We start from the raw sequence: 12,719 nt of genomic DNA, 5'->3' as shown, positions 1-12,719 counted from the left end.
CAACTCAGCTTGTTCAAATAGGGGTCAGGATTCCCAGTCGACATCAGCAGTCAACATGTATCCTGCACCGTATACCGTCTTAATGATTTTAGGATCTTTAACGTTCTCTTCGACTTTTTTGCGCAATCTGGACATACGCGAATCGATACTTCGATCATAAGGAATAATCTGATCACCTAGAAGCTGATCACGCGTTAAGATCTTTTTGGGCGCTTTCAAAAACGAAACGAGCATGTTGGCCTCGGCTGTGCTTAAAATCGTCTCCTCACCCGTTTGCGAGGTGAGGGTTAACGAATCTAAATCAAAACTCCAGCCTGAAAAGCGAGCTATACGCACTGCATTAACCACATCGTCACGATGGATTCGACGCAATAGACTCTTGACCCTTGCGACCAACTCACGCGGCTCAAATGGCTTAGTAAGATAATCATCTGCACCCAGCTCTAGCCCAAGTACACGATCGGGAAGACTGCCTCTGCCCGACAGAATTAGCACCCCAACATTGAACTGATTCACCATCTCTCCGACAAGAGTCAGACCGTCCATATCTGGCAGACCTAAATCGACAACACAGAGCTCTGGCCGCTGCTGCTTTAGCCCTTTAAGAATTGCAGCTCCAGTATTAAAGGTCGCTACCTGATAACCGAACCTCTCTAGTTCTGTTTGAATCAGATCACAAATATCTGACTCATCATCGACCACGTAGATCAGATTCTTTTCCATATCTCGTTATCCTCTTGCCACCGTCCGATTAAGGGCAGTCACAATCTGTTCTCGTGTAAATGGCTTAAGTAAAATTTCGTAGCAGGCAGCTGTTGAATGTTCGACTGCATACTCAGCATTACCCGTCATCAACAAAATACGTTCAACACCTCTATTACCACATAGATGATTAGCTAGCTCAATGCCATTGAAACGCCCGGGAAGGTCAATGTCACTGATTAGTGTGCGTATATCTGGAATAGCATCTATAAGTAACAGCGCTTCATCAGTGTCTGAAGCCTCCACCACGCTTAAGCCTATTGATGTCAATTGATCACGTACTACCTGGCGCACATCAAGATCATCCTCCACCAACAACAAAAGTCCATCCATCAGAGTTGGAGCTAATTTTTCGGCATCGGCAGAGAGTTGATGTACCGCCGAGTCCTTTTGCTTCGCTTTAGGCAAAAGAATAGAAATCGTGGAACCAATATCTGAATTATTCAGGATTCTAATGTAACCATTTGACTGCTTTGCAAAGCCATAGACCATACTTAGACCAAGTCCTGACCCACGCCCTTTTTTGGTAGTGAAAAATGGTTCAAATGCTCTCTGAATCGCGTCACGACTAAATCCAGTACCGGAATCTTTTACTTCAATTAGAACATATTCCCCTGGAACAACGGCCTCATCAAAACCTCTGGGGGAAGCGCTGGCACTATTAACCACGCAAATCTCAATTTGGCCACCGTCGGGCATACTATCGCGCGCATTTAGTGCTAGGTTAATCAGTGCGTTTTCAAACTGAGCCAAATCCACTTCAATTAAAGCGTCAGATTTGCCAGTAACATTGAAATTTATCTATGCTGGTAGAGAGCTTTTTATAAGCTCTGACACTCCATTAATTGCAGATGCGGCCCCCACAAGAACAAGTTCTTGAGACTGTGCGCGAGCAAAGGTCATCAAGCGACGAATAATGTCTGCGCCACGATAGGCCGCTCTCAGTGCAGGCGATAAATTACCCTCAATACTCTGCGACTCATTATGATCTTTAGCTGCTAAAAGGTTCCCGATAATGACTGTCAGCAAGTTATTGAAGTCATGGGTCAACCCCCCCGCCAACTGGCCAGCCGCTGTCATACGCGAGGCTTCAAGCATTCGTCGCTCTGAGTTTTTCTCGTCTGTAATATCCAGAGAAAGATTGAAAATACCAACGACGTTTCCAGCAGTATCGAACTCAGGAATGAATCGACGACGTGTTATCAACTGACCTTTTGGCCCCTCTGATACATACTCAAAAACAACATCCTCACCAGAGAGGCATCGATTAATGTGAGAGGCAATTTCGACCTGCATGGAACCAGGGATAACATCGCTTAATTTGCGCCCAATGATGCCCTCTTTGTTCAAACCATAAAACGCTGCATATTCTCGGTTAACAAAAAGGAAACGTAGATCGCTAGTTAAGTAAGCAACCTGAGCAGGGAGCGCGTCCAGAATAAGTGTTTGCCGCTCCTCTAATTGTTCGACCATGTTGGATTTGCGCACAACCTCTTGGCCAAGAGCATCCACACTATGCCCGATACGTGCGACCATACTGTCAAAAGTAGAGGCAAGAATACCGAGTTCATCATCACTCTGAATACCTGATCGAACTCTAAAATCACCATCTTTGACACGCTGGGCAGCGGATGCGAGGCGACGAAGGGGCGAAAGAATTCGGTCAATAGCAAAAGAGCCAACAATGACGGCTATAAGAATACTGATAAGCGCGATCATGAGTATTCGCTGACTTAGAGTGAAAGCGCTACTTTGCAATTCATCCACATAAACAGAAGAACAGATATACCAGTCGAGGCCTTCTAATTTGCGAACAAGCGAGATCTTTTCATGCACATAATTACCCGGGTCAGCCGGCGAGTCCCAGGCATATAAAAGCTCTTCTCCAGTGTCCGCAACTGACTTCAGGTCGAATATAATCGACCGCCCCGTGGTGGGGTTTTTTAGGTTAGTGGCATTCGTCTTATCGATATTTGAGTTAGGGTGCGCAACCAAATAACCCGACGAATCAAAAATAAACATGTAGCCGGTTCTGGCAATTTTGATCTCCATGAGAGCCGCACGTAGCTCATTGACCAGCTGCTCACGTCGCTCAACGACTTGCCGCTCAATATCAACCATAAAAACACCGGTACCAATGCTGACACCAAGATCTGGAAAAAAACGGATGAAGGATAGTTTTTCGGATGAGGTATCACTTCCTACTGACTGCCAGGGATAGCTAATAAATGCTTCCCCTTTCTCGGTTACTTCACGGTGTATTTTCGCGAGTATAGCGAGCTGCCCATCAGAACTATCGGAAATTGGCTTACCAATTAACTCTGGGTTTGGGTGTGATAGGAGCACACCATTGCGATCGGCTATCCAGATATAACCCTCTTCGTCATATCGAAGCTGTTCGAACAGTTTAATAATCGCTCTTGGATCGCCTCCTGCTACAACAGAGCGACTTAACTGGGCACCCACCAGATCAACGATGGTACGCAAAGAGGCCTTACGTGATTCAAGTGCCTGTAGCCTATAAGTATCGACACTCGAGAACATCTTGTCCGCCAGCTGATAGACATTATCCAGCGCCAAACGAGCAGAGTTACGCTCAATCTTGTACACCTCCGCACGAATAAGAGGCACAGAGTAGCTGTAGATACCAATAAAGGTCATTCCAAGCATCGCTAAGATGAGCAGTATGGAGCGATTTCGAATCTTATTCTTTTTCATGAAATCAAATATTCATCACCAAAAAAGCTAGGGAACCTGCGAACAATTCCATGGTTCCCTAGTCTATTCGTTATGGGAGCTAATTTCTGCATCAGTCACATTTCGGTGGAATTTAGTCAGAACTGCGCAAACCTTAAGATATTTAATAGAGACTCACTAAATCCCATTAAACCTTGTCCCAGCAACAAATTTTAAAGATGGAGCAAACACCGATGAAAACAACAAAAATACTGGCGCCAACGGAAAGTGCTTACCAATACCCCCTTCTAATCAAGAGTCTACTTCTTTCAGGCGTCAGATATGAGCCTAACCAGGAGATCGTTTACGGCGATAAGGTTAGATACAACTACGTTGAACTTAATAAACGTATTGCTCGCCTCGCGAACCTGCTTACGAAAGCTGGCATAGGTGCGGGCGATACTGTTGCTGTAATGGACTGGGATAGCCACCGCTACTTAGAAGCGTACTTTGCTGTACCAATGATTGGTGCAATCTTGCACCATGTAAATATTCGTTTAAGCCCGGATCAAATTGCTTACACGATGAACCATGCAGAAGATGACATGGTCTTAGTACATGATGATTTTGTAGAACTCTTTGAAGATATTGCCTCCCAGGTACCCTCTGTGAAAACGGTGGTTCAATTGACAGATAAAGAGAGTGCAAAATCTACAAAGCTTGCGACACTTGGTGAATATGAAGCGTTACTTGCAGAATCCTCTGAACAGTATGATTTCCCTGATTTCGATGAAAATTCTGTAGCGACAACCTTCTACACAACCGGCACAACTGGAAACCCTAAAGGGGTCTTTTTCTCACACCGACAACTGGTACTTCACACACTTAATGCTGCTGTCACTATGGGGGCATACGACGCACTTCCACTGCTTCGCTCTGATGACGTCTACATGCCAATGACGCCTATGTTCCACGTTCACGCATGGGGCATCCCATATGTAGCAACCATGAAAGGTATTAAGCAGGTATATCCGGGTCGTTATGAGCCAAACAAACTGGTCCGCCTATATCGCGAAGAGGGTGTAACTTTCTCGCACGGTGTTCCGGCTGTGCTCCAGATGATCCTTGAGTCTGAAGAGGCCAAAACAACCGATCTATCGCGTTGGAAATTAATGACCGGAGGAAGTGCACCGACACTCGGCCTTGCAAATGCTATGGCTGCTAAAGGAATTAAATTCCATACCGGATACGGCATGTCCGAAACCTGTCCTCTACTGACCATAACCTACCTGCACACCGATACACGTGAGTTGTCTATCGAAAACCAGATGAGCACACGAATCAAAACAGGCGTTCCAATGGGTCTCGTTGACCTACGAATCGTAGACCCTAATGGCCACGATGTTCCGCACGATGGAGAAGCGATGGGCGAAGTGGTGGTGCGTGCACCATGGTTAACACAGGGGTATGTAAAAGAGCCTGAACGAAGCGAAGAGCTGTGGAGCAACGGCTGGCTTCATACGGGAGATGTTGGCTCAATTGATGGCCGCGGCTTCTTACAGATCAAAGACCGTATCAAGGATGTCATCAAAACTGGTGGTGAATGGATCTCGTCACTCGAGCTAGAAAATCTCATTAGCCAACACCCAGCTGTCAACGAAGTTGCAGTAGTAGGTATTCCAGACGAAAAGTGGGATGAACGCCCGCTAGCGCTTATAGTTACTGCTTCTGATGCAACCCTTGAACCAACGGAGATCCAACAACATCTAATGCAATTTGTTGAAAGCGGCAGAATCAATAAATGGGCTATTCCTCAACAGGTTAAGATTGTTGAGTCGATTCCAAAAACCAGTGTCGGTAAAATCGATAAAAAAGTCATTCGTGCAAGCGTCTAACTACGGAAAACTAGATCGATATGAATTCAGTGCAACCAATACCTGAAGACAACTTACTGGGTATACCCACAGAGGTCGCAGAAGGCATCTACCAAATTCGGTTGCCGCTACCCTTTGCACTGGATCATATCAACGTTTACCTAGTCGAAGATTCCGATGGGTGGATCCTTGTTGATACAGGTATTAAAAGCGAAAAGTCACAAAAAATTCTAGAAAACATCCTAGAAAAACTGCCTGAATCGAGACCTTTAAAGGCTGTACTAGCCACTCATGCTCATGTAGATCATATCGGCGTTGCTGGATGGATCTGTGATAAATGGAATGTACCCCTTTGGGTAAGCAAACCCGAATACGATGGAATAAAGCAATTTTTAGCGATGAATCCCGCTGAAGATGCCGCACTCTCAAGCAATCTGAATGAGTTTTACCATCAAGGGGGTATTCCAGAGTCTGAATACGAGCTCATCATTAGAGGATTATTGGGCTTTCAAAGAGCCTTCTATCCACTACCAAGCACATACGTCGCACTTGAACCAGGCACACTCACTATTAAAAACGAGACCTGGGACATTTTTGTAAATGATGGCCACACTGTAGCCCACGTATCACTGTTCAATCGAGATAGAAATATTCTGATCGCAGGCGACCAAGTACTGGCAAGAATAAGCTCTAATGTAAGCGTTCGATTTGGTGATGCTGACGCCAATCCGTTAAAAACTTGGATCGATGGGTTACTTCAGCTTAAATCACTGCCATCTGAGACACTGGTGTTACCTTCACATGAAAAATCGATGACTAATCTTTCAGCTCGAATCGATGAGTTAGTTGAGGGTTATCTTGAAAACGCACACAAAATCACTCGTTTTTGCAAAACACCTAGTACAGCTGAAGAGCTATTAAGAGCACTGTTTCCTCGCGATCTTTCACCGTTCGAACACCACCTTGCATTCGGGGAAACGAGGTCCTATATCAACTATCAAATTGCACAACAGAAAATTGAAGTAGTTGGTGATGAGAGTGACATTCCTCTCTACATTGCTGTTTAACTTTTCGCTCTAAACGTATGCGGCGAAACTCCAGTCCAGTTCTTGAATGCACGAGAGAAAGAGGGAGCATCAGAAAAACCTAACTCAATAGAGATGTTATGGATTGAGAGCTTTTTCTGACCAAGTAATGTAATTGCCTGATCCAATCTGACACGATCTTTAATGGATTGAAAACTGCCCTTTTCATCCGCAAGTTTGCGTCTTAATGTGCGGGAAGTTATGTAGAGCTCATTCGCTAGATGCTCTATCGAGGCATTAGCAAAACCCACCCTAACCAAATAGTCATAGGTTTTCTTAGTGAAGGTCTGCTGATACGCCTGTTTTGTGAACCAGGCGTAAGGTAAGCGCCTTATATATTGATCCAAACTGCCTTCATCTTGAACGATAGGAAGTGACATTTGACTGCGTTTAAAGACCAAAGCATTTGCGGATTTATTAAAGATGACAGGGGATGGGTACATGAGTTGATATTCTGAAAAATGCATAGGTTCCGAAAATGCAAATTCAACAGAATTAAGGTTTATTGTTTTCCCGACTAACCAACTACCAAATCGATGCCAAACCATCAGATAAAATTCATCCAGCGTATAGCCTGAGTAATGTGTATTCGCATCAGTTTTAAGTGTTAAACGTACCCACTCCTCATCCTCCTCTAGCCCCAATTTCATAGCACTACCCGTAAGCGCATAAAAATCACTTAAATAACGGAAGAAAGAGCCAAGATCAGGCAAGCAGACAGCATGCTTTGCCATCAACATAAACATGCCAAACCTGGCGTTTTTATTAGCCATCCCCATGAATTCATCATCCATAGAACGCCAAATCGACAAAATGAAACGCGAAAATTGCGTTGGCGTAACACGTGATAAACGACTGGTTAGAAGACGGGGATTTATACCCGCTTTACTAAGCATCAATTGAACATCAACACTCTGATCATCTATAGCACTTATCAATTCATGAACGAAGTGAATGGAGATAGTTTGCTGGACAGATTTCATGTTCTTTCTATTAAGTTGTAAGCGAGGAGTGATTCTATCTAAGCATGTCCGTTTTTGCTAATTATCGATCTGTTTTTGCAATTCTAACCCCTAATTTCATCCGTAAAATATTGCCCCTATAACAATTTAAAACCGGAGTTTTTCATGCAAGAAGTAGTTTTTTTAAGCGCCGCTCGCACAGCCATCGGAACCTTTGGCGGCTCTTTTAAGGATCAAGCACCAACACAACTTGGGGCACTTGTGATTAACGAAGCTATCAGACGCGCGGGGATAGAAAACTCTGATATCGAACAGGCCGTTATCGGTAATGTGACGCATAGCGAAGCTGCAGATATGTATATTTCACGTGTGGCAGCCCTGGGGGCAGGCATCCCAGAAAGGACGCCTGCCCTAACAGTAAACCGCCTCTGCGGAAGTGGTTTACAAGCAATTCTTACTGCTGCCCAGCAAATTCAATTGGGTATTTGTAAAACAGTGGTTGCGGGCGGCGCAGAATCGATGAGCCGTGTTCCTTACCACATTCCATCAGCTCGGTTTGGTCAGCGCATGGGCGATGGAAAAATGGTTGATGCGATGGTCGGAGCGCTAACCTGCCCAATCAACCAAGTTCACATGGGTGTAACAGCAGAGAATCTTGCAGAAAAATACAACATTTCACGTGAAGAGCAGGATCAACTGGCAGTCACCAGCCATAATCGAGCTCAGGTGGCGATAGAAAATGGCTTCTTCAAAGAGCAGATCGTACCGGTAACATTGAAAACCCGTAAAGGTGAACAACTTGTCGATACCGATGAGCATGTTCGTCACAACTGCGCATTAACTGACATGAGCAATCTAAAACCTGTATTTAAACGTGAGGGTACGGTAACTGCAGGTAATGCATCGGGGCTGAATGATGCGGCAGCTGCTGTAGTCATGATGTCTGCTGAAGAGGCTCAACGTCGCAACCTAAAGCCCATGGCCAGGTTGGTCGATTACAGCGTCGCAGGTGTAGACCCAGCCTACATGGGAATTGGTCCAGTGCCTGCGATTCAACAGATCCTTGCGCGTCAAAACCTTTCTGTAGATGACATCGATCTATATGAAGTCAATGAAGCCTTTGCAGCACAGGCTCTGGCTGTTGCTAAAGAGCTAAAACTACCTATGGATCGTCTAAATCCAAACGGAAGCGGGATATCTCTAGGACACCCAATTGGTGCGACGGGCGCCATCATCACGACAAAAGCACTTTACGAACTTGAGCGCACCCAAGGCCGCTTTGCAATCATTAGCCTATGTATCGGCGGCGGCCAAGGAATAGCTGCACTAATAGAACGAACTTAATCAATTTTCGCTCGACACTATCACCCTTGAAGTGTCTTTAGGTGGGTGAATTTCACCCGCCATTTTTTATAAGGTAAAAGAACGATGTATACAGGCGAACATATCCAAGTTATTCAACGCAAAGACTCTATTATTGAGCTTGTCATCAACTCGAATAATGCAAGTGTAAACACATTAAGCGCCGCTGTTTTATCTGAACTGAAAACTGCGGTTCAAACGATCAAATCTGAAAGCAGTGCACTAGGCTTAATTATTCGCAGCAGCAAATCTTCGTTTGTTGTAGGTGCAAATATACTTGAGCTAATCGAGCTACAGAAACAGCATAAGGCTGCAATACTCGAGATGCTTGACGAAACCCATGCCCTTTTTAATTCAATTGAAAACCTGCCATTCCCAACAGTCAGTATCATTAACGGCATGGCGCTGGGCGGTGGTTTAGAGATCGCTTTAACTACAGATTTTCGTGTAGCTACTCAGGACGCACTTATTGGCCTACCCGAAATTACTCTAGGTCTCTGCCCAGGCTGGGGTGGAAATATTCGAGTTGCTCGATTAGCTGGAGCAGACAAGGCTTTTGAGATGATCCTATCAGGCAGACCATTAAAGGCAGATAAAGCCCGTGAGATAGGATTAGTAGATGCGATTGCTGATGACACAGGCGTTGAAAGTGCTGTTTCCCTTCTCTTAAACAGTCAGAAACAGGCAACTGAGAGCCAACGCTTACGTAAACAGCTTGCATCAAAGCAGAGTAGCGAAGCAATTAAAGCTGCAGCTCTAAATAAATTTGGATCGCAGTTGAATGCAAATACACCCGCTGCAACTGAGATCATCGAACTAATCAGTAACACAGCTCAATTAGACTTCACTTCAGCACTCGATGCTGAGGCTCAATGCTTTGCAACTTTGATGCAATCCGATGCCGGCAAGGCATTAAGCGGCCTCTTTGCGAGTGATCAATTCATTAAAACTCAAGCTAAACGTTTTGCAAAAGCAGGTGGATCTGTAAGCAAGGGTGCAGTTATTGGCGCCGGAGTCATGGGCGGTGGTATTGCTTACCAGTCAGCAATCAGCGGCATTCCTGTTGAGATGAAAGATATCAACGAACCAGCGTTAGACCTTGGGGTTTCAACTGCATCCGTACTACTCGATCGCCAAATTAAGAAGGGTAAGTTATCCGAAGAGCAGAAGATTGAAACACTCACTAAAATCAATCCAACCCTTAATTACGAAGGCTTTGGTGATGTCGATATGGTTGTTGAAGCTGTGGTCGAAAATCCAAAAGTTAAAGCGATGGTATTGAGTGATGTAGAGAGTGTGTTAAGGGATGACGCTGTACTCTCTTCGAACACATCAACCATCTCAATTACTAGCTTGGCAGAATCGCTGCAGCGTCCAGAGCAATTCTGCGGCATGCACTTTTTCAATCCTGTCCATGCTATGCCGTTAGTTGAAGTTATCCGCGGAGAAAAAACCAGCGATGAAACAGTCGCTCGTGCTGTAAATTACGCACTTGCCATGGGTAAAAAACCGATTGTTGTGAATGATTGCCCAGGCTTTTTAGTTAACAGAATTCTCTTCCCTTACTTCAATGCGTTTAACCGTTTGCTACTCGATGGCGCAGATTTCGAGCAGATCGACCGCGTCATGGAATCGTTCGGCTGGCCAATGGGCCCGGCCTATCTTGCCGATGTAGTGGGGATTGATGTCCTTGTCCACGCTGATCAGGTTTTACAACAAGGATTCCCTGAACGCATGGGCCATGACGGCACTGTAATTGCTGAGTCATTGCTTGCAAAAGGTGAGCTGGGCCAGAAGAGCGGTTCGGGCTTCTATGCCTACGGCAAAGACGAAAACGGCAACCGTTTTAAACGCCCAGCAGAAAGCACGCTTGCGCTCATTTCAGAGCATGCAGCGGATCAGCGCAGTTTCAGTGATCAGGAGATCATTGATCGTCTAATGATTCCACTATGCATGGAGACTGTGCGCTGTTTAGAGGATGGCATCGTCTCCTCGGCAGCCGAAGCGGATATGGGCTTAATACTCGGACTTGGCTTTCCGAAATTCCGAGGCGGAGCACTACGCTATATTGACCTGATAGGTCTTAAAGAGTTCCAAGCCAAGGTTGAACAATATGCTTCTCTTGGTGCGCTATACCAAACCACCGAAAACTTCATCGCTCGCGCGAATGAAAACAGAACATTTTACTAATCGGAGTTTTATCTATGAGTGACTACCAACACCCTCAAGATGATGCACTTTTCGTACTTAACGAAGTGATTGGACTTGATCAACTTTGCAATACGATTGGCGCAGATGAATGCAACTCCGAATTAGCGGAGATAGTTTTAAACGAAGCCGGGAAACTTGGCAGCCAACTATTAGCACCCCTCAACTCTATTGGAGATAAAAATCCACCAAAACTGGATTCTAATGGAGTTCAAGAGACTGCGGGTTATAAAGAGGCGTATGCACAATTTGTAGAGGGTGGCTGGAACGGCCTCACCTCTCAAGAGGAGTACATGGGTCAAAACCTACCTAATGTATTAGGTACGGCAGTGAATGAAATTTGGCAGAGCGCCAACCTCGCGTTTGCCCTTTGCCCCCTTCTAAACCAGGGTGCAGTTGCAGCGGTAACAGAACACGCTTCTAATGAACTGAAAGCAGAGTTTCTAGAAAAAATGGTATCAGGTGAGTGGACAGGCACCATGAACCTTACAGAACCTGATGCAGGCTCAGATCTAGCCGCAATTCGATCAACTGCAACTCCAATGGGCGATCATTACCTAGTCAAAGGTCAAAAAATCTTCATCACCTGGGGCGATCACCAGATGACCGATAACATCGTCCACCTGGTACTAGCTCGCCTACCTGATGCACCAGCGGGCGTTAAAGGAATTTCACTATTCTTAGTACCTAAATTCCTAAAAGACGAAGCGGGTAATTACACTCAACGAAATGATGCACATGCTATCGCACTTGAGCACAAACTGGGCATCCACTCTAGCCCAACCTGTGTCATGAGTTTTGGAGATCAGGGCGGTGCGGTTGGCTACCTTATTGGCGAAGCAAACAAAGGCTTGGCGTACATGTTCACAATGATGAACCACGCTCGCCAGTCTGTGGGATTACAAGGCCTTTCAATCGCTGAGCGCGCCCGCCAACAATCAGTTAGCTATGCGCGTGATCGCATCCAAGGTCGCTCTAAAAGCGGCGAAAAACTTGCCATCATCGAATTCCCAGATGTACGCCGCATGCTTCTCACACAGCGAGCAGCTACCGAGGCGATGAGAGCATTTGTCCTTGAAGCTGCTGCAGAGATAGACCGCGCACATCACTCCGAACCAAACAGTGACGCGCAAAAGCGTGTTGAACTATACACTCCCATTGTTAAAGGCTGGATGACAGAGCTTGCCCAAGAGGTCTGTTCTTTAAATGTGCAAATTCATGGCGGCATGGGCTTCATTGAAGAGACAGGTGCCGCGCAACACTTTAGAGATGCTCGAATTCTTCCGATATACGAAGGCACAACTGGAATCCAGGCACTTGATTTAGTGGGACGCAAAACACTTCTAGATCAGGGCGCTGCGGTAAACAATTTCCTAGCAGAAGTGTTAAATACTGCGAAAGAAACTGCTCAAGTTGAGGGTTTATCTGTAATCGGGGAAGCGCTTGCCAACTCAGTGAAAGAGGCCCAAGCAGCAGTACACGCAATCACCTCGTCAGATCTAAATCAGGGTGCGGCTGTTAGCTTCGATTACCTCATGGGCATGGGTTACCTGTGTGGAGGCTGGATGCTAGCGCGTTCAGCTATAGCAGCAAAAACTAGCTCAGACGGAAACTTCTCTGACGACTTTATTGCAGCTAAGTTAGCAACCACTCAATTCTACACAGAATATCTACTGCCTCGTGCCCAAACTCACCTAGGTCTTGCACAAAAAGGTCTTAGTTCCCTATTTAAGTTTGAAATCAGTCAATTTTAATTTTCAGACTTAGATCTTTTGCCCTGCCACAGCAGG

Annotated in this window: 9 protein-coding genes; 5 read left to right on the top strand and 4 right to left on the bottom strand. The window is 45.5% G+C overall.

Annotated features, from left to right (window positions below; translation table 11 throughout):
• Positions 1-24: 24 nt before the first annotated feature.
• Genes XMM383_RS04985 through XMM383_RS04975 form a run of 3 tightly spaced genes read right to left on the bottom strand, consistent with a single transcriptional unit; the run spans position 25 to position 3,480 of the window.
• Positions 25-723, bottom strand: coding sequence for a response regulator transcription factor (locus XMM383_RS04985; protein ID WP_173482585.1), 699 nt, complete (start codon positions 721-723; stop codon positions 25-27).
• 6 nt (positions 724-729) lie between these two features.
• Complete coding sequence (locus XMM383_RS04980) at positions 730-1,515, bottom strand: ATP-binding protein (protein ID WP_173494623.1); 786 nt, start codon at positions 1,513-1,515, stop codon at positions 730-732.
• Between the two features lie 48 nt (positions 1,516-1,563).
• Entirely contained in the window at positions 1,564-3,480 is a 1,917-nt protein-coding gene (locus tag XMM383_RS04975) for a cache domain-containing protein (RefSeq protein WP_173494622.1), read from the bottom strand.
• A gap of 212 nt (positions 3,481-3,692) precedes the next feature.
• On the opposite strand from XMM383_RS04975, the gene XMM383_RS04970 reads away from it, so the two are divergent.
• On the top strand, positions 3,693-5,333 hold the full coding sequence (locus XMM383_RS04970) for a fatty acid--CoA ligase (RefSeq protein WP_173494621.1): 1,641 nt from the start codon (positions 3,693-3,695) through the stop codon (positions 5,331-5,333).
• A gap of 20 nt (positions 5,334-5,353) precedes the next feature.
• Positions 5,354-6,379, top strand: coding sequence for an MBL fold metallo-hydrolase (locus XMM383_RS04965; protein WP_173482588.1), 1,026 nt, complete (start codon positions 5,354-5,356; stop codon positions 6,377-6,379).
• On the opposite strand, the gene XMM383_RS04960 is transcribed toward XMM383_RS04965, so the two are convergent.
• Positions 6,376-7,380 carry an AraC family transcriptional regulator gene (locus XMM383_RS04960; RefSeq protein WP_173482589.1) on the bottom strand — a complete coding sequence of 335 codons (1,005 nt, stop codon included), beginning with the start codon at positions 7,378-7,380 and terminating at the stop codon, positions 6,376-6,378. The two genes, XMM383_RS04965 and XMM383_RS04960, sit on opposite strands and share 4 nt — an antisense overlap.
• A 144-nt stretch (positions 7,381-7,524) precedes the next feature.
• Here XMM383_RS04960 and bktB point away from each other — a divergent pair, with 144 nt between their 5' ends.
• The 3 genes from bktB (at position 7,525) to XMM383_RS04945 (ending at position 12,683) form a co-directional block, all read left to right on the top strand.
• Positions 7,525-8,703, top strand: coding sequence for a beta-ketothiolase BktB (gene bktB / locus XMM383_RS04955; RefSeq protein ID WP_173494620.1), 1,179 nt, complete (start codon positions 7,525-7,527; stop codon positions 8,701-8,703).
• Positions 8,704-8,787: 84 nt separating this feature from the next.
• Positions 8,788-10,911, top strand: a complete 2,124-nt coding sequence (fadB, locus tag XMM383_RS04950) for a fatty acid oxidation complex subunit alpha FadB (protein WP_173494619.1) — start codon at positions 8,788-8,790, stop codon at positions 10,909-10,911.
• Positions 10,912-10,925: 14 nt separating this feature from the next.
• Positions 10,926-12,683 carry an acyl-CoA dehydrogenase gene (locus tag XMM383_RS04945; RefSeq protein WP_173482592.1) on the top strand — a complete coding sequence of 586 codons (1,758 nt, stop codon included), beginning with the start codon at positions 10,926-10,928 and terminating at the stop codon, positions 12,681-12,683.
• Positions 12,684-12,719: the final 36 nt, after the last annotated feature.

The sequence above is a fragment of the Marinobacterium sp. xm-m-383 genome, from assembly GCF_013283255.1.
GTDB lineage: Bacteria > Pseudomonadota > Gammaproteobacteria > Pseudomonadales > Balneatricaceae > Marinobacterium_E.
This window is presented reverse-complemented; position numbering and strand designations above follow the sequence as displayed.

Bases quoted from the DNA above. Each gene is read 5' to 3' on its own strand.
- fadB (WP_173494619.1), top strand. From the start codon at position 8,788: ATGTATACAGGCGAACATATCCAAGTTATTCAACGCAAAGACTCTATT.
- XMM383_RS04985 (WP_173482585.1), bottom strand. From the start codon at position 723: ATGGAAAAGAATCTGATCTACGTGGTCGATGATGAGTCAGATATTTGT.
- XMM383_RS04970 (WP_173494621.1), top strand. From the start codon at position 3,693: ATGAAAACAACAAAAATACTGGCGCCAACGGAAAGTGCTTACCAATAC.
- XMM383_RS04975 (WP_173494622.1), bottom strand. From the start codon at position 3,480: ATGAAAAAGAATAAGATTCGAAATCGCTCCATACTGCTCATCTTAGCG.
- XMM383_RS04960 (WP_173482589.1), bottom strand. From the start codon at position 7,380: ATGAAATCTGTCCAGCAAACTATCTCCATTCACTTCGTTCATGAATTG.
- XMM383_RS04965 (WP_173482588.1), top strand. From the start codon at position 5,354: ATGAATTCAGTGCAACCAATACCTGAAGACAACTTACTGGGTATACCC.
- XMM383_RS04945 (WP_173482592.1), top strand. From the start codon at position 10,926: ATGAGTGACTACCAACACCCTCAAGATGATGCACTTTTCGTACTTAAC.
- bktB (WP_173494620.1), top strand. From the start codon at position 7,525: ATGCAAGAAGTAGTTTTTTTAAGCGCCGCTCGCACAGCCATCGGAACC.